Source organism: Pseudomonas abietaniphila, assembly GCF_039697315.1.
Classification (GTDB): Bacteria; Pseudomonadota; Gammaproteobacteria; order Pseudomonadales; family Pseudomonadaceae; genus Aquipseudomonas; species Aquipseudomonas abietaniphila_B.
In genome coordinates this window covers 4,921,368-4,945,676 of the sequence record NZ_CP155619.1, presented here as the reverse complement: position 1 = coordinate 4,945,676, position 24,309 = coordinate 4,921,368, and the positions used below count along the sequence as shown (strand labels likewise).

Annotated in this window: 16 protein-coding genes; 9 read left to right on the top strand and 7 right to left on the bottom strand. The window is 59.7% G+C overall.

From position 1 onward, the window contains the following. Positions 1–22: 22 nt before the first annotated feature. The gene (locus ABDX87_RS21795; RefSeq protein ID WP_346829726.1) at positions 23–5,293 is read right to left on the bottom strand and encodes a dermonecrotic toxin domain-containing protein; all 5,271 of its coding nucleotides are present in this window, start codon (positions 5,291–5,293) and stop codon (positions 23–25) included. Positions 5,294–5,534: 241 nt separating this feature from the next. Then, positions 5,535–6,098 carry an NADPH-dependent FMN reductase gene (locus ABDX87_RS21790; protein WP_346829725.1) on the bottom strand — a complete coding sequence of 188 codons (564 nt, stop codon included), beginning with the start codon at positions 6,096–6,098 and terminating at the stop codon, positions 5,535–5,537. Between the two features lie 316 nt (positions 6,099–6,414). Between ABDX87_RS21790 and ABDX87_RS21785 the strand changes: the two genes are divergently transcribed. Further along, positions 6,415–6,627, top strand: coding sequence for a hypothetical protein (locus ABDX87_RS21785; protein ID WP_346829724.1), 213 nt, complete (start codon positions 6,415–6,417; stop codon positions 6,625–6,627). Between the two features lie 97 nt (positions 6,628–6,724). Here the strand turns inward: ABDX87_RS21785 and ABDX87_RS21780 are convergent, their stop codons facing one another. The 4 genes from ABDX87_RS21780 to ABDX87_RS21765 all read right to left on the bottom strand — a co-directional run bounded on the left by ABDX87_RS21780 (position 6,725) and on the right by ABDX87_RS21765 (position 9,572). Beyond that, entirely contained in the window at positions 6,725–7,273 is a 549-nt protein-coding gene (locus tag ABDX87_RS21780) for a GNAT family N-acetyltransferase (protein WP_346829723.1), read from the bottom strand. A gap of 86 nt (positions 7,274–7,359) precedes the next feature. Then, on the bottom strand, positions 7,360–8,118 hold the full coding sequence (gene dnaQ / locus ABDX87_RS21775; protein WP_431061170.1) for a DNA polymerase III subunit epsilon: 759 nt from the start codon (positions 8,116–8,118) through the stop codon (positions 7,360–7,362). Positions 8,119–8,316: 198 nt separating this feature from the next. Beyond that, entirely contained in the window at positions 8,317–8,769 is a 453-nt protein-coding gene (gene rnhA / locus ABDX87_RS21770; protein ID WP_074759157.1) for a ribonuclease HI, read from the bottom strand. A 44-nt stretch (positions 8,770–8,813) separates the two neighbouring features. Next, positions 8,814–9,572 (bottom strand): class I SAM-dependent methyltransferase, encoded by a 759-nt coding sequence (locus ABDX87_RS21765; RefSeq protein WP_346829722.1) that lies wholly within the window; start codon positions 9,570–9,572, stop codon positions 8,814–8,816. Between the two features lie 97 nt (positions 9,573–9,669). Here ABDX87_RS21765 and gloB point away from each other — a divergent pair, with 97 nt between their 5' ends. From gloB to fabI, 8 genes are all read left to right on the top strand, one after another. After that, positions 9,670–10,449 (top strand): hydroxyacylglutathione hydrolase, encoded by a 780-nt coding sequence (gloB, locus tag ABDX87_RS21760; protein WP_346829721.1) that lies wholly within the window; start codon positions 9,670–9,672, stop codon positions 10,447–10,449. 99 nt (positions 10,450–10,548) lie between these two features. Next, positions 10,549–12,162, top strand: coding sequence for a LysM peptidoglycan-binding domain-containing protein (locus ABDX87_RS21755; protein ID WP_346829720.1), 1,614 nt, complete (start codon positions 10,549–10,551; stop codon positions 12,160–12,162). Positions 12,163–12,385: 223 nt separating this feature from the next. Next, on the top strand, positions 12,386–14,215 hold the full coding sequence (locus tag ABDX87_RS21750; RefSeq protein ID WP_346829719.1) for an extracellular solute-binding protein: 1,830 nt from the start codon (positions 12,386–12,388) through the stop codon (positions 14,213–14,215). After that, positions 14,212–16,095 carry an extracellular solute-binding protein gene (locus ABDX87_RS21745; protein WP_346829718.1) on the top strand — a complete coding sequence of 628 codons (1,884 nt, stop codon included), beginning with the start codon at positions 14,212–14,214 and terminating at the stop codon, positions 16,093–16,095. Before ABDX87_RS21750 ends, ABDX87_RS21745 begins: the two co-directional genes overlap by 4 nt. A gap of 1 nt (position 16,096) precedes the next feature. Beyond that, on the top strand, positions 16,097–17,170 hold the full coding sequence (locus tag ABDX87_RS21740) for a microcin C ABC transporter permease YejB (RefSeq protein WP_346829717.1): 1,074 nt from the start codon (positions 16,097–16,099) through the stop codon (positions 17,168–17,170). A 1-nt stretch (position 17,171) separates the two neighbouring features. Further along, positions 17,172–18,191, top strand: a complete 1,020-nt coding sequence (locus ABDX87_RS21735) for an ABC transporter permease (protein WP_346829716.1) — start codon at positions 17,172–17,174, stop codon at positions 18,189–18,191. A gap of 1 nt (position 18,192) precedes the next feature. Further along, positions 18,193–19,803 carry an ABC transporter ATP-binding protein gene (locus tag ABDX87_RS21730; protein ID WP_346829715.1) on the top strand — a complete coding sequence of 537 codons (1,611 nt, stop codon included), beginning with the start codon at positions 18,193–18,195 and terminating at the stop codon, positions 19,801–19,803. A gap of 18 nt (positions 19,804–19,821) precedes the next feature. Further along, positions 19,822–20,616 carry an enoyl-ACP reductase FabI gene (gene fabI, locus ABDX87_RS21725; RefSeq protein WP_346829714.1) on the top strand — a complete coding sequence of 265 codons (795 nt, stop codon included), beginning with the start codon at positions 19,822–19,824 and terminating at the stop codon, positions 20,614–20,616. Between the two features lie 1,569 nt (positions 20,617–22,185). Here the strand turns inward: fabI and ABDX87_RS21720 are convergent. Continuing rightward, a complete protein-coding gene (locus ABDX87_RS21720; RefSeq protein WP_346829713.1) occupies positions 22,186–24,060 on the bottom strand; it encodes a SurA N-terminal domain-containing protein in 1,875 nt (624 codons plus the stop codon). Positions 24,061–24,309 lie beyond the last annotated feature (249 nt).

Here is a 24,309-nt window from a genome sequence, read left to right as displayed (position 1 = left end):
CCTTCGCACGGTGCCGACGGCTTCACGGGGTCGGCACCACGAAGTTATGACGACCGAGCAGCAACACCAGCAAAGTCACCGAGTCGGCATTGCTCAGCAACAGCTGACTGCGCTTGACCGCGTCGGTCAAAAACACCTCCCGCGCGGCGTCCAGGTTTCGAGTGCCGGTGATTCGCAATATCGCATCGAAGCCGCTGCCATCGTCCCGACTGATATCTCGCCACTGGCCGTCTTTTTCAACCAGGAACAGAATCGCCTTCTGCGTCAGATGCGACATACCCTGGGTTTGCAACAGTGCCAGGTCCGCCTTGAGCCGCACGTTATTCGCGTTGTCTTCCAGCAAGAGGTCCGGGTAAGGCGCCGACGTTTCCAGGTACGCAATGTCATGGGTGTCCGCGACCAGATGGGAAAACTCGTGAATCAGCGTCGCCGACTGAAAATGCGGCACCATTTCGAAGCCCTCGACCTGCGCCCGCGCACTCAGCGAAAAAGGCAAGACGTTGAAAAAACGTTCGGTCAGAAACATGCGCTTCTTAGGGTCACGCTTGAACACGAATCCGGCTGTCGTGTCCGAAGCGGATCGGTTGTTGCCGATGACGTACCGGGACGAAGAATGCGTCGACATGGAAGCGTCCATCAGACCGTCATAGAGCATCTTGATCATGCGCTCGGTTTCGTCCAGCAAGCGCTGGTCAGGGGTTACGACCCCATAGAAATCCGCCAGAATCTTGTTGACCCGAGGGTCCAGCGGTTTGCCTCGCTGATGGATATGAAGGTTATCCAGACAGTTCTCCAGGTACCGTTTGCTGTACAACTGCGCTTCGGCAATCTGCAGGGCCTTATCCCGGTAACGTGCACGGATTTCCGTCATACCGGTTGCCTTGACCACCATGATCTCGTCCACATCAAAGTCTATGAGTGCCGAGCGCATTCGCGTGATCAGCCCTCCGCCTTTCAGGCCCATTTTCAAATCGAACTGCCAGCGCTGATTGGCATCGAGTTCCAGCATGGGACCTGGCGCCCCATCGGCACCGATGATCATCCAACGGGTGTCGTCACTTGTTCGCGCGACCTGATAGACCCGCCCCCTCACCGACGCATAAAAGCGCGTGCCGCCGGCACCCATGTACAGGCTCAACAGCTCATCGTGCTGAAGTTCGTTCAGTGCCACATCCTTGACTTCCAGCGCGCCCAATCGCACCCACTGTTCCGGGGTCAATCGTGGGTCGGACCAGGAGAACGTCGTGGTCTCATCTTCCAGCGAAGCAATCACCTCCTGGGTCGGTTCCTCCCCGCCGACCAGATCGTCATTGGCCTGCTCCCGGGCGGTGGCCATGACCCCCAAGGCCGCAGAAAACTCGGAAAGCGCCTCGCCCCAGCGCTTGCCTTTGGCTGAGGCGGCCGAAGCGCGCAGCAGCGTTTCACTCTGCCAGAGACCGACCAAGGCCCCGAGCTTACCCGGCAGCAAGCTCATGATCTGCTCAATACCCAAGGTCAGCAGAAACCGGATTGACGCTTCGTTGGCCTCGGCGTTCGTTACGGTGTTCGCCCGTCCGATGTCCAGCAGCACCCGCAGTGAATTGCCAAACATGAATTCCAGCGCGTTGCCCTTCTGCTCAGCCAGCGCCAACGTCACCGGGCCAGGTGCTTCAAAGGGCACTTCCCCCATTCCGTCCACATTGAAAGGCAAGTGAGGCTCGATAAAACCGCCCTGGTCGTAGCGTCGGCGAGTGACCAGATCAAGGCGCGCGAGCAACAGCTTCTGCAGCGCCTCATCACTGCGAATGTCGTCGAGCAGCGCGTCCAGACTGGCGTACTCCTTGATACTGAAGTCCGAGTTGTAAACGGTGTGAAGGATCACCGGTCCGCTGGCTGCCCCACGTGCACAGATCAGGTAGACGCCTGGCACGCCGTCAGGCGTCATGCCCGGGTCAGCCACCAGTTGCAATGGACTGATGATGACAGGCGTTCCGTCTACCGGCTCCCTCGCAATCCCGTCCGGCATCAGGATCACGGCCAGAATGTAGTGGTAGGCTTGATCGCTGAGGTTGCCCTGAAGCTTTTCCTCCAATGCCCGTATCGCCATCATTGGCGGGAGTTGATCGAAAAAGTACTGGTGACGCAGCGCGTAGTCGGGGCTTTTCGGGCTCAGCGCATTTTCCAGCAGCGTCATGTAGCCACCGCCCACATCGAGCGTGTCGATCAACCCGCGCAAGTAATCCGGCGTCAGTAACTCGGCCGCCTTTGGCTGGTCTGTCGAGCTGACGCTGAGCGCGGCGTCCTGAATGGTGACGAAACGGTTCAGTGCGTACTCGGTCAACGACTCGGTGTTGACGATGGTCGAGGCCGAAACGCCCGAGGGTGTCTGCCCCGCCTCTGGCAATCCCGGTACATAGTGGCGCAGCGTCACCAGAATGTGGTCCGGGTCCCAGTCCTGATCCTTGAAGTCCTTGCTCAATTGCTCGAGCAGTCGTCCACGGGAATAGCTTTGCAACGAGGGAATGTCGAACAGAAAATCCGGCTGATCGCTGATTTGCTGATCGAACCGGTGGAGCCTGTCGGCGTACAACATCTGGTCCGCGGGAGACGCCTCCAACAGCCAGTCCGGCAGCAGCGCTTGCATCAACGCACTGTCGATTCGCAATGACAGGGTGTCCAGCGCGCGGCTCAGATAGGTATCGCAGTTAGACTCTTCGATCATGCGGGCAAACAGATCAGCCTCCAGACCGCTGCGAAGGGCCCTGGCAGTGACCTGCTTGAGCGTTTGCTGCTGGCGGTCAAGCGCGCGGGCCTGAAGTGCCTTGAGCGCATGACCGTCGACCCGGTCGAGCCGGATCGTCACCGCGCCGTCAGCGGTTTTCTCAAAGTGTTTTTGCAGCAGCGCCCGGTCATGCGCGCCAGTCAGCGCCAGCATTTGTTCACGGTGTATGCCGTAGAACCGGCTGCGCAGATGATCCTGCATCTGCTTGATCGACGAAAAGCTGCACCAGCCTTTCACCCCGTACCAGAGCATCCCCCCACCGTTTTCGGCCTGCGGTTGCCACACCGCCAGCATGTCGCTCAACGGGGCCGCGCGATTGTTGCCGTACAGCACCGACACCAGAAACGCTTCAGTGACCGGTCCGGGGAGGCCGGTCCTCAAACTGCGTACCGGTCGATCCAGCAGTTGCTGGGCCATGTTCAACTCATCGCTCTTGAAGTCGTTGGTGCGCCGTTTGACCGTCAGATCCAGGCGCAAGATGTCTTCACGCAAATAGAGCGCGACCGTTTCGGGCCTCCACTTCTCATCCCCGTTACGCCATACCTCTTCCCGGCACCGCTTGACGAAACGCGGGTACAGTTCGATGAAATCAATGGCCGCGCAGTCCAGTACATGGTTGATCAAGGCAACATTGAGGTCATTGAGCGTCGTCTCGTCCGACTCGGATGACAGACGTTGCACGATGTGCGCATCGGCCACCACCGGGCCGCTCCAATGACCACTGACTCGCTCGATGAGGAGCGACACCAGGTCTCTGGACACACGTGTCGGAAGCACACTGACAGGTGCCGCCTCGCCTTCGGTATTGACCGGGGAATCCAGAACCCCCACTGAAGCCGGTGCCTGCCAAATGACCCGGATAAGTCCAGCGTCCACGTCAGTCGTGTTCATGACACACAAATATTGCTGCAGCACATCCGCGCAGTAGTGACGAAGACCGTCCCCCACGTATCGCAGCTGGTTGGCCCTGTCCTCAAACAACTGAGTTTGCTCAACCCACGACGGAGCAGGCTCGCTGCGGGACCTGGGTGCCTGAACCTGGACCAGGTCATCCGACACGCTGCTCTCCCAGACCGAAGCAAAATCGATCAGGGCATCCACCCGCCAGCGTCGCGCGCTGAATTGCAGCTGCCGGGGGTCCAACAGCAGACGAACGTCGAGGGCGTCATCGATCATCGCCGAGAAGCTCTCGGAGTTGATGACCACCCTCAACCCATACACCAGATTTCGCGCTTGCACGGCAATGATGGAGTCGACCCGCTCCGCGAACAGCGCCGTATCGATGGCGTGCAGACCGAGCTGCCACGTGTCGGGCTCAAGCACAATGTGCTGATCTTCAAGGGCCAGCGCCCGACGCAACCACTCGCATCCTTCGGGCGTTCTGGCAAAGGTCTGCAGCGCTGCCAGACTGTCGAACGGCAGCAATCGGTGCTGAGGCGAAAACCACAGCAAGGGCGCATCGGACTCAACGCCGAGCCGAACCACGAACGTTCCCGCCAGCAAATACGACCTACCGTCATTCCCGACGATCGACAATCGCTCCAGACGTACATCACCGTCGGCGGCTAACGCGCAATGGGCCGACTGCAATAAGACCTGCAGCGCTTGGCAAGCCTGCTCTGAAAGATCGTTCTGGTGGAGTTGGCGATACAACGTATCGCGCACACTGGCGCCAAAGCATTCAATCGCCAGATCCCGGCGCGTTCGCTGATGCATCAGCCTTTCCTCCCAGAACGCCTTGAGCAGGACGCCATAGTGATCGGCAACCTGCCGCACCGCATTGCTCAACGCCTGAGCCATCGACTGCGCATCTTCCGCACCGAGCAGTTGCCCGTCAGGCGCGAGAAAACGTCGCTCCACGCCGGGCAGCAACGCCCTGCCGCTGCCATCTTCGTAAGCCGCCTGCGCCAGCGTTTGCGTCATCAGCACGATGTCCGGGTTGCTCGCCGAGCCCCGTTCTACGACCTGAAGGAGCTGTTTCTCGGCATCGACGCTCATCTGAGGCAGGGTGTCGGAAAGCTGGCGTTTGAGCGAACTGACCAGTGCCGTGAAAAGTGAGGGGGTTTGCGCCAGCGCCTCAGTCAGTCTTCCAACGCGGTCGGCCTGATAATCGACGATTTGCAGCATCTGCACCTGAAACGGATCGTCATCGACTTTTTCGTACTCGAAATTGGCGGTCGCATTCGCATCGGCGAAGTAACGCTGCAGCGCGGCCAACAGGTCGATGCGATGTTCGAAGCGTTCGATACCGTGGGCCAGCGTGTACAGGTAAACCTGCTGCTGGTTGCCATCTGCATGGCTCACCAGCAAAGCCGCCGCCAGTTCGAATGGCGTCACCCTGCTCGAATCAAGCGTCAGACGGTCGACTCGCACAGGGTCTGCAGCCTCGTTTTCACTGTGGCGAGTCACGCGCTGCAGCCACTGCTGCTCTTCGGCCGAAAGCCGCTGCTCAAGCACCGCTGAGCCAAGCGCGTCGGTGAAACGCTGCTTGAGTGAAACTGCGTGGAAATAGGGAGAAGATGTCGAGGACATGAGAGTTCCTTTTGCACAATAACGCCCCTGCCAACAGCAGCTGGCAGGGGCAAGAATGGCAAAGGAGCGTATGTCCGAACCCCGTGCGGACTGCGTTACATAACGCTGTCCTGCACAGGGAGCATTTAAGGTTGACTGACGGCCATGGGCCGACGGACTAGCGGCGAGGTATTGTCGGGCGTGCAGTCAATCCTGACCAGGCTCACACCCAAAAAGATTCACCGTGATTGATACGCTGCGATCAGGCCGTCACCGTCCGGGCCACGTGCGCAGCGAAGGCATCAATGATGCTCTGCAGGAACGGCCGGGTTTTCTCGTTGAGCTTGCCCTGCTCATCGAAAAAACTGCCCGCGTTGCCCAGATACGCCTCAGGCTGTTGCATGCACAGCACGTCGAGGAACACGAAGCTCTGACGCAAGTGCTGGTTGGCACCGAAGCCGCCGATGGCCCCCGGAGAAACACTCACGACCGCCGCAGGTTTGGCCTTGCCCCAGGCGCTCTTGCCATAGGGACGTGAACCCACGTCAATGGCGTTTTTCAGTACGCCCGGCACCGACCGGTTGTACTCAGGCGTGACGAACAGAAAGCCGTCCGCGCCTTGCAGCGCCTGACGGAACGCGGTGTAAGCCGCAGGCGGTGAATCCAGATCGATGTCTTCGTTGTAGAGCGGCAGATCGCCGATCTCGACGATGCTCAGTTTCAGGCTGGAGGGCGCCAACTCTGCCAGTGCGCGGGCAACCTTGCGGTTGATTGAGTCTTTTCTCAGACTGCCGACGATCACCGCAATCGAATGAACCTGGCTCATGAAGCTGACCTTCTTCTAATGGAGGAATGGACAGTTATAGATGAAAGAAGCGATGTTTACCGCGCTGTTTTTTCGTTATTTCCGATCGAAAAAAATGATAGGTGACGGTCCTGTCGCGTAGCCCGGCGATACCGTTGGTCGAGACTATTTTTTCCCTCCTGGAAAACTCCCCCTGAAAACGGCGGTCTGAGAGGCTTGAGTGAGGAAGGTACGTACATAACCTACAGAATTACCTTACAAGCGGACACGGACCCTTGGCGCGCAGTGTTACGATGCGGGCGAAAACGAGCAGTTATTTCCAGAGGTTACAAAGCAAATGGCTTCAGTTCTAGTTGGGCAATTTCATGCCAGAGATGCGGAAGGCCGCATTTACCCGGTGCATGAATTCCGCGAATCACAGCCGAACGAGGCTGACGGCAAGGAGCCCGTGTCCACCTATCGCCTGGCCATTGGCGACCGCGTGACTCATCTGGGCGGCGACGAATTCGAGTTGCTCCAGTCAGGAATCAAACTGACCAGGGTGGTTTGAAGGCAGTTGCAAGCTTTAAGCTTCAAGCGGCAAGTTAACGGCTGTCCTCCGCAATCTCGCCACCGACCGCTTTCGGCTTAAAGCTTGCGGCTTGCGGCTAATACACCAGATACCAGAAGATGGCGGCTTCGCGGGTCGACGGATCGATCGCGCGGTAACGCAGATGGTCCACACCTCCGACCACAAATCCGTAGCTTTCGTACAGTCTGCACGCCGCCAGGTTGTTGTTCTGGGTTTCCAGCATGATGCCTGGCAGGTGGTGTTTCTGACTCCAGAACTGCGCGACGTCCAGCAGTTTGCGTGCAACACCGTTGCGCCGGGCGGTCATGTCCACGGCGAGCTCGTCAATGTGGGCAAAGCCGTTCCAGTGCTTGCTGATGACGATGTGCCCCACCGGATTTTCGTCGAGCCACGCCACCAGCACGGTGCCGTCCGCCGCGTCCCGGTAGTGGCAGAACTCTTCCGAGTCGATGCCGTAATTCTTCAGATAAGGTTCGACCGGGTCGATGCGCCATTGCGCGACCGGTGTGCCGATCTGCACCTGCGCGTAACCGGTGACCATGAACGTGAATTCGCAGTTGAGGATGTAGTCTTCGAAGCATTCGTCTGCGACACGAATGCTCAACGTCGGGTTCGCCATTGTCACCCTGGGCCTCCTGCACCAATGATGAAAGGATCACACCTGTGTGCGGCAGGTCATACAAGATGCCTGCCGCCAACGCGTTGCAGCCCTTAAGCTTGAGCCTGAGCTTCCAGCAGTTGAGTCCACAATGCCGGCGCACCGGCCGATATGGCAATCACGGCCAGGCGCGCCTCATGCTCAGCCATTTCGGTCTCGCTGGCGACGATGACCCGCCCCGGCGTGCGATTGACGATGCGACGAACTTCCGTCGGCCGGTCAGCACCACCTTCGCCATCATTGTTACCCGCCAGCGACAAGGTCGTCTGGCCACCGGTCATCGCCAGATAGACGTCAGCCAGAATCTCGGAGTCGAGCAGTGCGCCGTGGAGCTCACGGCCCGAGTTGTCCACGTCGTAACGTTTGCACAGGGCGTCAAGGCTGTTGCGCTGCCCCGGGTGACGCTCCCGGGCCATGGCCAGGGTATCGAGCACCGAGCAATAGGTGCTGATGTCCGACCGGTCGTGCTGACCGATCAGGGCAAATTCGTTATTGAGGAAGCCAACGTCGAACGCCGCGTTGTGGATGATCAGTTGCGCGCCCTTGATGAACTCGAAGAATTCATCGGCGACTTCAGCGAACCGGGGTTTGCCAATCAGGAACTGATCCGTGATGCCGTGAACGCCGATGGCGCCCTCGTCACTCTCGCGATCCGGTTGCAGGTACACGTGAAAGTGACGCCCGGTCAGACGCCGACCGATCAACTCCACGCAACCGATCTCGATCACCCGATGGCCGTCAGTGACCGGCATACCCGTGGTTTCGGTGTCGAGAACGACCCTACGTTCAGTGATGATGTTTTGTACCGTCATTGCCTACCGCCTCAGCTTCAGGCGCGAATACTAACATGGGTGTTTTCGGGATGTGCAGGACCGACGAGCGACGCCCGCCGTGTGGGGGCGAATTCATTCGCGAGACGTCGGTACATTCGACTTGACTAGGTCGCCTGATAAACCATATCGCGAATGAATTCGCTCCCACAGGATGCTCAGCGTTTGTGGTTGCCACAATTAACCGTGCTTGATCCCACGCACTTCATCCACACCACGGTTGGCCAACTGGTCGGCCCGTTCGTTGCCATGATGGCCAATGTGCCCTCGCACCCATTTCCAGGTGACGTTGTGACGGCTGACCTGCTCATCCAGCTGCTTCCACAGGTCGGCATTCTTCACCGGCTCCTTGGCGGCGGTCTTCCAGCCGCGTTTCTTCCAGTTGACCATCCACTCGGTGATGCCTTTCATCACGTACTGCGAGTCGGTCACCAAGATGACGTCACAGGGACGCTTCAGCTCTTCCAGTCCACGAATGGCGCCGAGCAGCTCCATGCGGTTGTTGGTCGTGTTGGCCTCACCGCCCCACAATTCCTTTTCAACGCCTTTACAGACCAGCAACGCGCCCCAGCCGCCGGGGCCTGGGTTGCCTTTGCAGGCGCCATCGGAGAAGAGTTCTACGGTATCGCTCATTACCATTTATTCCAGAATTTGAAAGGCCGGGTACAGCCTGAAGATCAAGGCTCGGGGCTGCGCCGATTGACCTTGGCCATCGGCAATGGGAGCAGTTTGCCCATGGGCTCGCGACGCGGCATGCGCACAGGCCGAAGCCCGACGACCAGCTTGCGTGCCACTAATAAATAGAAGCCGCCACCGGGGCTTTGCCAACCGTCGCCCAAACGCTCGAGGCCCGACAACCGGGTCTGCCACTTGGGCGAGGCAAGCGGCGGACGATAGCACCCGAACCGACGTTTCTCCAGCGCGAAGCCCAGCAGATTAAGCCAGTCCCCCACCCGGGAAGGCGAGATGCAGCGCGCGCGGCGCAACGCGTCGTTGGCGAAGAAATGACGAATGCCCCACGTACTCCAGGGATTGATGCCGACGATCAGCAGATGGCCGCCGGGCCGGACACTGCTCGCGGCTTCACGCAGCAGGCCGTGCGGGGAAAGGCAGAAGTCCAGGCCGTGCTGCATGACGACAACGTCCGCGGCATGCTCACTCAACGGCCAGGCCTGTTCTTCACAGACGATCTCGACCCCCGGCAATGGCGCACCCAGGCGAACATTGCGCTGAACCTGTTTGGCGGCAGGCGGGGTTTGCGCCGACGGTCCGTAATGCACAAGGTAGCCACCGAAGAATCGCTCAAGCTCTTCTTCGAGCACACGGCGCTCTTCTTCCAGCAGCAACTGGCCCAACGGCCCGGACAACCATTCACGGGCAGAGCTGATCAACTCAAGCCATTCGGGGTCGGCCTGGGCGAACGCTTCATCGGTCATTTCCGGTCTCCATGAGTGATCCTGAGCGAGTGCGGCTCGCCTGGACGCTGTTCAGACTCTAAGATGCTTCTTTGTTCCCAACAAAGCGAACCGCGCCATGATACAGATCGATGCCCTGCCCGCTTTCACCGACAACTACATCTGGTTGTTACAAGACAATGCCAGCAAGCGCTGCGCGGTCGTCGATCCGGGCGATGCGGCACCGGTTCTTGCGTGGCTGGGCAATAATCCTGGCTGGCATCTGAGTGACATCCTCGTGACTCACCATCATGCCGATCATACCGGCGGTGTCGCCGAGCTGAAAAACGTGACCGGGGCCACGGTCTATGGGCCCGCCAACGAAAATATCCCCGCTCGGGATGTCGCCTTGTCCGACCGCGATAAGATCACCGTACTCGGCCTTGGGTTCGACGTCCATGCGGTTCCGGGCCACACCCTGGGCCATATCGCCTTTTATCACGCCGATCCGCAATCGCCGCTGCTGTTTTGCGGCGATACGCTGTTCGCGGCTGGCTGCGGCCGCTTGTTCGAAGGCACTCCGGAGCAGATGCATCACTCCCTGTCGCGACTGGCCGCATTGCCCGACAGCACCCGCGTGTACTGCACCCACGAATACACCCTCAGCAACCTGCGTTTCGCCGTGGCCGTCGAACCGAACAACCCCGACGTCACTGGCCGCTTCGAGCAAGTCACAAAATGGCGCGAAGAGAACCGCATCAGCCTGCCGTCCACATTGGCGCTGGAACACAAGACCAATCCGTTTCTACGTGTTTCACAGCCTGCCGTGAAACAAAAAGCAGACGAACGGACCGGTACGGAAAACACCTCGCCCGCAGCGGTTTTTGCCGCCTTGAGGGCGTGGAAAGATAAGTTCTAAACCGCCGCTGGATCAGCACAAAAATTCTGAAAGGTTGACCGTTGTTCAGACGCTTTCTAGAATCGCCCGACATTTTCGACTGGAACTATCCCCCAGCCAATGTCGTCATCTATACGCAGAACCTTTAATTCCGACGCATTGACTCGGTTAGCTCAGGCCATCGCGGTGGTCGCGAGCGCAACATTGGCAGGCTGCCAGACCACCAGCAGCCTGGATGCCGCCAGTGCGTCGAGCGCCTCTCACTCGCCAGCCAACGTCAAGCCGAAATCGGTGTTCGTCGCACGAAAACCCGCGCCGTTGGCCCCGCCCCATGATGTGTGGGAGCGCATGCGTCAGGGTTTCCAGCTGCAAGACGGTAACGACCTCAACCCGCGCATCGATCAACAGCGCCTCTGGTTCGCCAACAACCCTTCGTTCCTCGAAACGGCTGGCGAGCGTGGCAGCCTGTACATGCATTACATCGTCGAGCGTCTGGAAGAACGCAACATGCCGCTGGAGCTGGCGCTGTTGCCCGTGATTGAAAGCGCCTACAACCCGATGGCCCTTTCACGCAGCGATGCTGCCGGGATCTGGCAGTTCATCCCGTCCACCGGTCGATATTTCAACCTGCGTCAGACCAATTTCTACGATGGCCGCCGCGACATCACCGCGTCCACCACGGCAGCGCTGGATTACCTCACCAAGCTGCACGACATGTTCAACGGTGACTGGCTGCTGGCCCTTGCCGCCTACAACGCCGGCGAAGGCACCGTCAGCCGGGCCATCGAGCGCAACGAAAAGCTCAACCTGCCGACCGATTACTGGAACCTGCCGCTGCCGCAGGAAACCCGCGATTATGTACCTAAATTGCTGGCCCTCTCGCAGGTGGTCATGTCGCCGGAAGCCTACGGCGTCAACCTGAACCCGATCGACAACAAGCCCTATTTCGAAGTCGTCGAGCTGAACCAGCGCATGGACCTGACCAAGGTCGCGCAAATGGCCAACATCGACGAAGACGAGTTGATGCAGCTCAACCCTGCGTTCAAGAAGCGCCTGACCATCGACGGCCCGCAGCATTTGCTCGTGCCGACCTCGAAGTCGCAGTTGCTGACCGCCAGCCTGTCGAACATGAAGCCTGACGAGTTGGTCGACTGGCAGCAATACCGTGTGCGCCCGGGTGACAGCCTGGCCAGCATCGCCAGCCGTTACAAAGTGTCGACGGCCACGATCAAAGACTTGAACAAGCTGTCGAGCAATCACCTGAAACGCGGCCAGGCGTTGACCATTCCGGTGCAGCCGGGCATGAAAACGGCGATGCCGGTGTTCGAAGAAGTTGCCGAAGTCGACGAAAAGCCTGCACGCACCCGCACCTATAAGGTTAAAAAAGGCGACAACCTGGCCCAGATCGCCCGTATCAATAAAGTCGACGCCAAGGACCTGCAGCACTGGAACAAGCTTTCAGGCCATAACCTGAAGGTCGGTCAGACCCTGGTCATGCAGGACAACAGCAAACCGGCCAGGACCAGCTCCCGCGCCGTGGCGAAAGCGGACACGACCCAAAAGGGCGAGGACGCCGACAAGAAATCCATGCAGTACAAGATCCAGAAAGGCGACTCGCTGTATCTGGTGGCCAAACGTTTCAACGTCGAGATGCAACACCTCAAGCGCTGGAACCCTCGCAGTGGCCAGGCGCTGAAGCCGGGGCAGACGTTGACGGTTTATTTGCCGCATTGATTGGCGCAAAACCGAGCAGTATTGACCGGTTCCCTGCTCGGAAAACGGTCCCATTGTAGGAGCGCGCTTGCCCGCGATTGCGGTGTATCAAGCAACAGATGTGTCACAGACACACCCTGTTCGCGGGCAAGCGCGCTCCTACAGTTGAGCATCCAAGTCTCCCCTTTTTCCAGCCCATACAAGCTGTTACTGTGACCGACCGCTGCCTGGATCGAATGCCCATTTGATACGCCCATTGCTGCTGATTTCCAGCCTGGTCTTGAGCACGACAGCCGCCGCGACCATCAGCGAAAGCCATGGTTACGCACAGTTCGGTGTCCTCAAGTATCCGGCCAGCTTCACCCATTTCGACTGGGTCAATCCCGAGGCGCCGAAGGCTGGCACCTTGCGAATCATGGCCAATGGCACGTTCGACACCCTCAACCCCTACACTTTCAAAGGCAGCAGCCCGATCTCGACGCCCAACTTCGGGCAATACGGCGTCAGCGAGCTGAACGAGCCGTTGATGGTCGGCACCGGTCAGTACGATCCTTCCGGCGACGAGCCCACCTCCAGTTACGGGCTGATCGCCAAGTCGGTCGAATACAGCGAAGACCGCAGCTGGGTGGTGTTCAACCTGCGCCCGGAAGCGCGCTTTCACGATGGCAAACCGATCACAGCCTATGATGTGGCGTTCTCCTACCGAACGCTGCTCAAAGACGGCCATCCGCAGTACCGCACGGCGTTGCAGGAAGTGCAGCGGGTGGACATTCTCAACCGGCATCGCATTCGTTTCGTGTTCAAGCGGTCCGGCAACCCATTATTGATTCTGCGCCTGGGTGAATTGCCGGTGCTGCCCCAGCACTACTGGAAGAACCGCGACTTCAAAGCGACGACCTTCGAGCCGCCGCTGGGCAGTGGTCCTTATCGCATCACGCAGGTGCGTCCCGGTCGCAGCCTGGTGTTCGAACGGGTGAAGGATTACTGGGGCAAGGACCTGGCGGTCAATCGCGGCAAGTACAACTTCAATCGCGTGGACGTCGAGTTCTACCGCGACGCCGACGTCGCCTTCGAAGCGTTCAAGGCCGGCGAGTTCGACATCTACATCGAGCATCAGGCCAAGAACTGGTCGACGGGCTACGACTTCCCGGCTGTGGCCAACGGCAGCGTGATCAAGGCGCAGATTCCCCATCAGATCCCGACGCAGACCCAAGGCCTGTTCATGAACACCCGTCGCGGCACCTTCGCCGACATCAAGGTGCGTGAGGCGCTGGGCCTGATGTTCAACTTCGAGTGGACCAACCGTACGCTGTTCAACAATGCCTACAGCCGCTCGACCAGCTATTACCCCAACAGCGAGTTTTCCGCGAGCGATCTGCCCGCTGGCCGCGAGTTTCTGACGCTGTCGCCCTACCGCGATCAACTGCCGCCCAAGCTGTTTACCCAGCCGTTCACGGTGTCGAAGACCGACGGAGGCGGCGTGCCTCGCGACACCCTGCGTAAAGCATTGGGTCTGCTGGCCGAAGCGGGCTGGAAATTCACCGACCGTGGTCTGACCAACAATGCTGGCCAACCGTTGCGTTTCGAAATACTTCTGGTCAACCCCAACCTCGAACGAATCCTGCAGCCCTACATCGAAGATCTGACGCGAATCGGCATCGACGCCCGGCTGCGCACGGTGGATCGCGCCCAATACAAACAGCGCCTGGACCAGTTCGACTTCGACATGATTCTGATGACCCTGAACCAGACGCTGAGCCCGGGCCTGGAGCAGTGGCAGTATTTTCACTCCAGCCAGGCCAGCATCAGAGGCAGCAAGAATTACGCGGGCATCGCCAATCCGGTGGTGGATAACCTGCTCAACCAGCTATTGGCGGCGAAAACCCGCGAAGATCAGGTCGCGGCCACCAAGGCACTGGACCGCGTTCTGCTCTGGCAGCACTACATGATTCCCAATTGGTACCTCAACAATCATCGTCTGGCGTACCGCAACCGGTTCGCCTTCGTCACCACCCCGCCCTACACCCTGGGCCTGCGTGCGTGGTGGCTCAAGCCTTCGGAGAAAACTCAATGACCGCACTGCGCGCCCGGACACGGGCCGGCGGCCTGTTCCTGCTCGGCCCTCTTCTATTGGGAATGGCCTGTTCATCCCAGGCGGCCCCGCAACATGCCATCACGCTGTACAACGAGCCACCGAAATACCCGGCCGACTTCAAACACTTCGACTACGTGAACCCGGACGCGCCCAAGGGCGGGATTCTGCGCAGTGCCGGCTTTGGCGGGTTCGACAGCCTCAACCCGTTCATCAGCAAAGGCGTGCCCGCGGATGACATCGGCCTGATCTACGACACCCTTATGCGTCAGGGGCTGGACGAACCGTTCACCGAATACGGTCTGGTTGCGGGCAGGATTGAAAAAGCCCCGGACAACAGCTGGGTGCGCTTCTACCTGCGCCCCGAAGCGAAGTTCAACGACGGCCATCCGGTGCGGGCCGAAGACGTGGTGTTCAGTTTCGACACCCTGATCAAGGATGGCTCGCCGCTCTACCGCAGCTACTACGCCGACGTCGACCAAGTGGTTGCGGAGGACCCGCTGACGGTGCTGTTCAAGTTCAAGCACAACGACAACCGCGAATTGCCGTTGATCATTGGCCAGTTGCCCGTTCTGCCGAAGCATTGGTGGGCGACCCGTGATTTCAACAAGGGCAACCTGGAAATCCCTTTGGGCAGCGGGCCGTACAAGGTGGTCGAAGTCAAGGCCGGACGCTCGGTGCGCTATGAGCGGGTGAAGGATTACTGGGGCAAGGACCTGCCGGTCAACAAGGGCCTCTACAACTTCGACAGGCTGTCGACCGACTATTACCGCGACAACACCGTTGCGCTCGAAGCGCTGAAAGCCGGGGCTTTCGATTTCTGGCAGGAGATGACCGCCAAGAACTGGGCCACGGCCTACGACGTGCCCGCCGTGCGCGAAGGCCGGCTGATCAAGGAGGAAATCCCCAACGGCAACCCGCAGGGCATGCAGGGCTTTATCTTCAACCTGCGCAAGCCGATGTTCCAGGACGTCCGCGTGCGTCAGGCGCTGAGCCTGTTGCTGGACTTCGAGTGGACCAACAAACAGCTGTTCTTTGGCACGTACACCCGTACCAAGAGCTACTTCGACAACTCGGACATGGCCTCGCGCGGCCTGCCGTCCGACGCCGAACTGAAAATCCTCGAACCGCTGCGCGACAAACTGCCTGCGCCGCTGTTCACCGACGAGTTCAAACTGCCGGTGACCGACGGCAGCGGCATCATTCGCGAGCAACAGCGCAAGGCTTTCCAGCTGCTCAAGGACGCGGGCTGGAAAATCGTCGGCGACAAGATGGTCGACACCGAAGGCAAGCCGGTCAGCATTGAGTTTCTGCTGGCCCAGACCGAATTCGAGCGCGTGTTGCTGCCGTTCAAGCGCAACCTGGCCGACATCGGCATCAACCTCGAAATTCGCAGGGTCGACGTCTCGCAATACATCACCCGCCGCCGCTCGCGCGACTACGACATGATCGTTGGCAGCTTCCCGCAATCCAGCTCGCCGGGTAACGAACAGCGCGAATACTGGGACTCGTCGGCCGCTGACAAACCGGGCAGCTACAACCTGATCGGCCTCAAGGACCCCGCCGTCGACACCCTGGTCAGCGGCCTGATCAACGCCGACTCAAGGCAAAGCCTGATCGACCACGCGCGCGCCCTCGACCGCGCGCTGTTGTGGGGTTATTACGTGATCCCCAACTGGCACATCAAGACGTGGCGTCTGGCGTACTGGGACCATCTCGGTCACCCGAAAAAGACGCCGCTGTACGACATCGGCACCATGACCTGGTGGGTCAAACCCGACGCGACGCCTGCGATTCCGGTGCAGACCGCACCGGACCTCGCCGAACCTGAAGCTGCGCCATCCAAAGGCACGGAGCAATAACATGCTGGCGTACATTCTGCGGCGCTTGCTGCTGATCGTGCCGACCCTGTTCGGCATTCTGCTCATCAACTTCGTAATCATCCAGGCCGCACCCGGCGGCCCGGTGGAACAGATGATCGCCAAACTGGAAGGCTTTGAAGGCGCCACCAGCCGCATCGCTGGCGGCGGCGCGGAAGTTTCCGTGGCAGGCTCGACCTACCGTGGCGCCCAGGGTCTGGACCCGGGCCTGATCAAGGAAATCGAGCACATGTACGGCTTCGACAAGTCGGCGCCGGAACGCTTGTGGATCATGGTCAAGAACTACGCCCGCCTGGACTTCGGTGACAGTTTCTTCCGCGACGCCAAGGTGATCGACCTGATCGTCGAGAAGATGCCCGTTTCGATCTCCCTGGGGCTCTGGAGCACGCTGATCATGTACCTGGTCTCGATCCCGCTGGGGATCGCCAAGGCCACGCGGCACGGCAGTCAGTTCGACGTCTGGACCAGTTCGGCGATCATCGTCGGCTACGCGATCCCCGCCTTCCTGTTCGCCATCCTGCTGATCGTGGTGTTTGCCGGCGGCAGTTACTTCGACTGGTTCCCCTTGCGCGGCCTGACCTCCAGCAACTTCGACGAGTTGAGCTGGCTGGGCAAGGTGGGCGACTACTTCTGGCACCTGGTCCTGCCCATCACTGCGCTGGTGATCGGCAACTTCGCCACCATGACCCTGCTGACCAAGAACAGCTTCCTCGACGAAATCGGCAAGCAGTACGTGATCACCGCCAAAGCCAAGGGCCTGACCCAGCGTCGGGTCCTGTACGGCCACGTGTTCCGCAATGCCATGCTGTTGGTCATCGCCGGCTTCCCGTCGGCGTTCATTGGCATCTTCTTCACCGGTTCACTGCTCGTAGAAGTAATTTTTTCCCTCGACGGCCTGGGCCTGATGAGCTTTGAAGCCGCGATCAACCGCGACTACCCGGTGGTGTTCGGCACGCTGTTCATCTTCACCCTGCTGGGGCTGGTGGTGAAACTGATCGGCGACCTGACCTACACGCTGGTTGACCCACGCATCGACTTCGACCGCAGGGATCATTGATATGACGTTGTCCCCTCTCAATCGACGCCGTTTCGAACGATTCAAGGCCAACAAACGTGGCTGGTGGTCGCTGTGGCTGTTCCTCATCCTGTTCGGCCTGAGCCTGGGCGCCGAGCTGATCGCCAACGACAAGCCGCTCGCGGTGCGCTACGACGGCCACTGGTATTTCCCGGTGCTGGAACGCTATCCCGAAACCACCTTCGGCGGTGAATTCCCCCTGGAAGCCAACTACAAAAGCCCATACATCAAAGAACTGCTGGCGGCCAAAGACGGCTGGACCCTGTGGGCGCCGATTCCGTTCAGCTATCAGAGCATCAACTACGACCTGAAAGTCCCGGCCCCTGCTCCGCCTTCGCGGGAGAATCTGCTGGGCACCGACGATCAGGGTCGCGACGTGCTGGCGCGGGTGATCTACGGCTTCCGAGTGTCGGTCTTGTTTGCTCTGACCCTGACCATCCTCAGCTCGATCATCGGTGTCATCGCCGGTGCGTTGCAGGGATTCTACGGCGGCTGGGTGGATCTGGTTGGCCAGCGCTTTCTGGAGATCTGGTCGGGCCTGCCGGTGCTTTACCTGCTGATCATTCTCGCCAGCTTCGTGCAGCCCAATTTCTGGTGGCTGCTGGGCATCATGCTGCTGTTCTCGTGGATGAGCCTGGTCGACGTGGTACGCGCCGAATTCCTGCGCGGTCGCAATCTGGAATATGTGCGCGCCGCACGGGCGCTGGGCATGCAGAACGGCGCGATCATGTTCCGCCACATCCTGCCCAACGCCATGGTCTCGACCATGACCTTCATGCCGTTCATCCTCACCGGCGCGATCGGTACGCTGACCGCGCTGGACTTCCTGGGCTTCGGCCTGCCCGCCGGCTCGCCTTCACTGGGCGAACTCGTCGCACAGGGCAAATCCAACCTGCAAGCGCCGTGGCTGGGCATCAGTGCCTTTGCCGTGCTGGCGATCATGTTGAGTTTGCTGGTGTTCATTGGCGAATCCGCCCGTGACGCATTCGACCCGAGGAAATGAGATGAATCAGGACAATCTGATCGAAATCCGCAACCTGTCCGTCGAGTTCGTCACGGGTGACAAAGTCCAGCGTGTGGTAGAAGGCATCAGCTTCGACATTCCGAAGGGCGAGACGCTGGCCCTTGTCGGCGAAAGCGGCTCGGGCAAGTCGGTGACCGCGCACTCGATCCTGCGACTGCTGCCCTACCCGCTCGCGCGGCACCCCACCGGCACCATTCAGTACGCGGGCAACGAATTGCTCACGGTCAGCGAAAAACGCATGCGGGCCATTCGCGGCAACCGGATCGCGATGATTTTTCAGGAGCCGATGACCTCGCTGAATCCGTTGCAGTCGATCGAAAAGCAAATCAACGAAGTGCTCGGCCTGCACAAGGGGCTGACCGGCAAAGCCGCCACTCGGCGCACGCTGGAGCTGCTGGAGCTGGTGGGCATCCCAGAACCGACCAAACGCCTTAAAGCCCTGCCACACGAGCTCTCCGGCGGTCAGCGCCAGCGTGTGATGATCGCCATGGCACTGGCCAACGAACCGGAACTGCTGATCGCCGACGAGCCAACCACGGCGCTGGACGTCACGGTGCAGCTCAAAATCCTCAAACTGCTCAAGGAACTGCAGGCGCGTCTGGGCATGGCCTTGCTGCTGATCAGCCACGATTTGAACGTGGTTCGACAAATTGCCAACCGAGTATGTGTCATGCAGCGCGGTTGCATCGTCGAACAGGCATCGTGCGAAGAGCTGTTCCGTGCGCCGCAGCATCCGTACACCAAAGAACTGCTGAGTGCCGAGCCCAAAGGCGGCCCTGCGAACAACGCCCCCGGGGCGCCGATGCTTGAAGTCGAAGACCTGAAGGTCTGGTTTCCGATCAAGAAAGGCGTGTTCAAACGCACCGTCGATCACGTCAAGGCCGTGGACGGCATTCACTTCAGTCTGCCCAAGGGCCAGACGCTGGGGATTGTCGGCGAAAGCGGCTCGGGCAAGTCGACGTTGGGCCTGGCGATTCTGCGGTTGATTCGCAGCGAGGGCGAGATACGCTTTCAGGGCGATTCACTGGCGTGCCTCAAGCAGGATCAAGTGCGTCCGTTAAGACGCCAGATGCAAGTGGTGTTTCAGGACCCGTTCGGCAGCCTCAGTCCGCGCATGTCGGTGTGCGACATCGTCGGCGAAGGCCTGCGTATCCACAAGATCGGCACGCCGGTGGAGCAGGAAGCCGCGGTGATCGAAGCACTCAAGGAGGTAGGCCTGGACCCGGACACCCGGCACCGCTACCCCCATGAGTTTTCCGGTGGACAACGGCAAAGGATCGCCATTGCCCGGGCATTAGTGTTAAAACCGGCGCTGATTTTACTGGACGAGCCGACTTCGGCCCTCGACCGGACCGTTCAGCGCCAAGTGGTGGAGCTTTTGCGCTCCCTGCAAACGAAGTACAACCTGACGTATTTGTTTATCAGCCATGACCTGGCGGTAGTCAAAGCGCTGAGCCACCAACTGATGGTGGTCAAGCAAGGCCAAGTGGTCGAACAGGGTATGGCCGAAGACATCTTCGCCGCACCGCAACATCCTTATACACAGCAGCTGCTGGAAGCCGCCTTCTTGGCGCCGGCAGCTGTCGATTAACCTGAAGAGGAACAAACCATGGGTTTTCTCGCCGGTAAGCGCGTCCTGATCGTCGGTGTCGCCAGCAAATTGTCCATCGCATCCGGCATTGCTGCCGCCATGCATCGCGAGGGCGCTGAGCTTGCCTTCACCTACCAGAACGAAAAACTCAAAGGCCGCGTGGAAGAATTCGCCGCAGGCTGGGGTTCGAGCGCCGAGCTGTGCTTCCCTTGCGACGTGGCCAGCGATGAGGAAATCGCCAAGGTCTTCGAAGAATTGAGCAAGAAGTGGGACGGCCTGGACTGCATCGTGCACTCCGTTGGCTTCGCTCCGGGCGACCAACTGGACGGCGACTTCACCCAAGCCACCACCCGTGAAGGTTTCCGTATTGCTCACGACATCAGCGCCTACAGCTTCGTGGCCCTGGCCAAAGCCGGTCGCGAACTGATGAAAGGCCGCAATGGCAGCCTGTTGACCCTGTCGTACCTGGGCGCCGAGCGCACCATGCCGAACTACAACGTCATGGGCATGGCCAAGGCCAGCCTGGAAGCCGGCGTCCGTTACCTGGCCCGCAGCCTCGGTCCAGAAGGCACTCGCGTCAACGCGGTATCGGCAGGTCCGATCCGTACGCTGGCGGCTTCGGGTATCTCGAACTTCCGCAAAATGCTGGCTGCCAACGAAGCTCAGACGCCACTGCGTCGCAACGTGACCATCGAAGAAGTCGGCAACGCCGGCGCCTTCCTGTGCTCGGACCTGGCTTCCGGTGTCAGCGGTGAGATCATGTACGTCGACGGTGGTTTCAACACCACGGCGATGGGTGATCTGGAAGGTTGATGCTTTAACCTTCGCACTATTTGTAGGAGCCGGCTTGCTGGCGATAGCGGTGGGTCAGTCAGCGTTTGCTGAGTGGCCTGCCGTTTTTTTTGGTGGGTGTTTTTTGGGGGCGCTGGGTGGTGGGTGTATATCCATTATTTGTGGTGGCGCGGATTATGGTTCCGCTCTTACAGCGGGTCACTTTTGAAAAGGCACCAAAAGTAACCAAAAGTGCCCTGCTCCTGGTTGGGCCCGACTTCGTCGGGTACCCGCACTCCGACGACGCTCCGTGGGCCCGCGCCGAACGGACATCCATGTCCTGACGGCGCTCTCGCGGCATCCATGCCGCTCGGCCCACTCCGCGTCATCTACGTTTGGCCTGCACCCAAGTCGCGTTTGGTGGTGTCTGGGCTGTCGCGCAGGAAGATCAAAAGCCAAAGCCAAGGCAAAAGCTGGAGGTGGTGCGATCCCCTGTAGCCCGCCGCCGAACCTGTAGGAGCAGTCGGAGGTTACGACGGCCGCGAAAGCGGTGGGTCAGCTGCAAATGTTTTATCTGATAAACCGCCTTCGCGGCCGTCGTAACCTCCGACTGCTCCTACAAGGGGATCGGGGCGAGCCGAGATCAACGTTCGCTTTTGATCTTGATCTTCATACGCGATAGATCAGACGCCGCAGAGCGCGACTTGGGTGCAGGCCAAACGCAGAAGGCGCGCAGTGGGCTGAGCGGCATGGATGCCGCGAGAGCGCCGTCAGGGCATGGATGCCCGCCGCCGAACCTGTAGGAGCAGTCGGAGGTTACGACGGCCGCGAAAGCGGTGGGTCAGCTGCAAATGTTTTATCTGATACACCGCCTTCGCGGCCGTCGTAACCTCCGACTGCTCCTACAAGGGAATCGGGGCGAGGCCGAGATCAACGTTCGCTTTTGATCTTGATCTTCATACGCGAGAGATCCGACGACGCAGAACGCGACTTGGGTGCCGGCCAAACGCAGACGGCGCGCAGTAGGCCGAGCGGCATGGATGCCGCGAGAGCGCCGTCAGGGCATGGATGCCCGCCGCCGAACCTGTAGGAGCAGTCGGAGGTTACGACGGCCGCGAACGCGGTGGGTCAGCTGCAAATGTGTTATCTGACCCACCGCCTTCGCGGCCGTCGTAACCTCCGACTGCTCCTACAAGGGATCGGGGCGAGGCCAAGATCAACGTTCGCTTTTGATCTTGATCCTCATACGCGATATCAGACGCCGCAGAACGCGACTTCGGTGCAGGCCAAACGCAGACGGGGCGCAGTGGGCCGAGCGGCATGGATGCCGGGAGAGCGCCGTCAGGGCATGGATGCCCGTTCGGCGCGTGCCCACGGAGCGTCGTCGGAGTGCGGGAATCCGACGAAGTCGGGCCCAACCAGGGAGCAGGGCACTTTTGGTTACTTTTGGTGCCTTTTCAAAAGTGACCCGCCGGAGGGGCGGAAAGGTGATTCGGCGCCACCCAAGACAATGGATCTGCCCACTCTCCCAACGCCAACCCGAAAAACCAAAAACCAAAAAGCCCCAACTCTCACGAGCCGGGGCTTTTCGTTTTCAGCGTAACGCGACGATCAATACTTCTCGATCTTCGCCGCCGACTGCAACTGAGACTGATACGACTCGAAGTCCTGACGACCCTCACGGGATGCCAGGAAACGACGGTACTGAGCCTTCTCGGCATCGGTCGCCGGAGCCGCCTGATTCACGCCATTGAGGCGCACAATCACGAAGCTGCCGTCAGCAGCGGTCAGGCTGCCATAAACCGGCTTGTCCTTACCTTCAGGCTTAGGCATACGGAACAGCGCCTGCAGAACCTGAGGATCGACACCCTCCTGACCGCGAGAAGCAGCTTCCACGACCTTCCAGCTCTGACCTTCCTGCTTGGTAGCACTGTAAGGAACCTTGCCATCACGCAGACCGGCCAGCAGCGCCTCGCCCTTGCCTTTGACGGCTTCGCTGGCGTGCTGCTTGGTCAGTTGGGCACGAATCGCGCTGGAAACCGCTTCCAGAGGCAACTGCTCCGGCTGACGGTGTTCCTTCACGTGCACAACGACCGTGGTTTCCGGATCGAGCTCAATCGCAGAACTGTTGGAACCCTCTTCCATCACTTCCTGGCTGAACGCTGCCTGGATCACCGCACGGTTAGCCGCGATGCCCTCGCCGCCTTCACGGCCAAACGGCGCCGTGGTTTGCACCTTCACACCCAGATCCTGCGCGGGCTGGACCAGGTCAGAGGCTTCATACGCGGCATCTTGCAGTTTCTTGCTCGCGTCGACGTATTTCTGCTCGACCTGTTGAGACTTCAGCTCATGCGTCAGCTTGTCTTTCAGGCTGGCGAAAGTCGGAACCGACGGTGCCTCGACGCCCAGCAGCTTGATCAGGTGCCAGCCGAACTGGCTGCGAACCGGCGTCGACACTTGATCCTTGTTCAACGCGTACAGCGCGTCTTCAAAGGCAGGGTCATAAACGCCCTTGCCGGCGTAGCCCAGGTCACCGCCCTTGGTCGACGAACCAGGGTCCTGCGAAAACTCTTTGGCCAGTGCCGCGAAGTCTTCACCCTTGGCCAGACGCGCCTGAATCTCTTCGATCTTCGCCTTGGCCTGCGCATCAGTGGTCTTGTCGTTGACTTCGATCAGGATGTGCGCAGCGCGACGCTGCTCAGCCAGGTTGGCGATTTCTTTCTGGTACGCCGCCTGCAGGTCTTCGTCCTTGACAGTCACCTTGTCGAAGAACGAGGACTTCTTCAGCTCGATGTAGTCGAGCACAACCTGCTCGGGGCTGAGGAATTCCTTGGCGTGCTGGTCGTAGTGCGCCTTGATTTCGTCGTCGGTAACCTTCACGTTCGACGGATCGGCTGGCAGCGTCAGGGTCGCGAAATCACGCGTCTGCTTTTCCAGACGCGCGAACGCGTCAACCTGTGCGTCAGTGATGAATGCGCTGCCTGCGATGCCCGCACGGATCTGGCCGATCAGCATTTCCTGACCGAGGATCTGGCGGAATTGCATACGACTGTAGCCCAACTGACGAATCACCTGATCAAAACGGTCGGCGCTGAATTTGCCATCGACCTGAAATTCAGGCGTCATCAGGATCTGCTGGTCCAGCGCAGCTTCGGAGAAACCGAACTTCGCGTCGGCTGCGCCTTGCAGCAGCAGCTTGCGATCGATCAGGCCCTTGAGGGCCGAGTCGCGCAGCATCTTCTCATTGAGCATCGCAGGATCGAAATCCTTGCCCAGTTGTTGCATCAGCTGACGGCGTTGCATTTCAACCGCCTGGCCAAGATCTGCCTGAGTGATCTCGTCACCATTGACCTTCGCGGCATCCTGACTGTGGCTGGTGGCCCTGAAAATGGCATCGAAACCCGTCAGGGCCATCAGCGCCATGATGACCCCGATGATGGTCTTGGCAATCCAGCCTTGTGAATTGTCCCTGATATTTTGCAGCATGCGTCCCCCAGAACGGTTGTATTCGACTCACAAACCGCCGAGCGTGGGTGAAATCCGGATAGAAGAAAGGCGCATCCGAGGATGCGCCTTCTCGTCGTAACAGGTGTAACAAGTGAAGCGGGCAAAACGAACAGGGTTCGAATGTGCGTTCCCTGAGGTGACAGGCCAGCGCTTGACCAACCGCACGTGCCGCTTCACGACCAGAACAGAGGTAACGCTGTCCTGGATGGGCAAAGGTAAAAAAGAAAC

Coding starts and splice junctions, on each gene's coding strand:
- ABDX87_RS21730 (WP_346829715.1), top strand. CDS start 18,193: ATGAATCAGGACAATCTGATCGAAATCCGCAACCTGTCCGTCGAGTTC.
- dnaQ (WP_431061170.1), bottom strand. CDS start 8,118: ATGACGGTACAAAACATCATCACTGAACGTAGGGTCGTTCTCGACACC.
- ABDX87_RS21735 (WP_346829716.1), top strand. CDS start 17,172: ATGACGTTGTCCCCTCTCAATCGACGCCGTTTCGAACGATTCAAGGCC.
- gloB (WP_346829721.1), top strand. CDS start 9,670: ATGATACAGATCGATGCCCTGCCCGCTTTCACCGACAACTACATCTGG.
- ABDX87_RS21765 (WP_346829722.1), bottom strand. CDS start 9,572: ATGACCGATGAAGCGTTCGCCCAGGCCGACCCCGAATGGCTTGAGTTG.
- ABDX87_RS21745 (WP_346829718.1), top strand. CDS start 14,212: ATGACCGCACTGCGCGCCCGGACACGGGCCGGCGGCCTGTTCCTGCTC.
- ABDX87_RS21785 (WP_346829724.1), top strand. CDS start 6,415: ATGGCTTCAGTTCTAGTTGGGCAATTTCATGCCAGAGATGCGGAAGGC.
- ABDX87_RS21790 (WP_346829725.1), bottom strand. CDS start 6,098: ATGAGCCAGGTTCATTCGATTGCGGTGATCGTCGGCAGTCTGAGAAAA.
- rnhA (WP_074759157.1), bottom strand. CDS start 8,769: ATGAGCGATACCGTAGAACTCTTCTCCGATGGCGCCTGCAAAGGCAAC.
- fabI (WP_346829714.1), top strand. CDS start 19,822: ATGGGTTTTCTCGCCGGTAAGCGCGTCCTGATCGTCGGTGTCGCCAGC.
- ABDX87_RS21795 (WP_346829726.1), bottom strand. CDS start 5,293: ATGTCCTCGACATCTTCTCCCTATTTCCACGCAGTTTCACTCAAGCAG.
- ABDX87_RS21755 (WP_346829720.1), top strand. CDS start 10,549: ATGTCGTCATCTATACGCAGAACCTTTAATTCCGACGCATTGACTCGG.
- ABDX87_RS21740 (WP_346829717.1), top strand. CDS start 16,097: ATGCTGGCGTACATTCTGCGGCGCTTGCTGCTGATCGTGCCGACCCTG.
- ABDX87_RS21720 (WP_346829713.1), bottom strand. CDS start 24,060: ATGCTGCAAAATATCAGGGACAATTCACAAGGCTGGATTGCCAAGACC.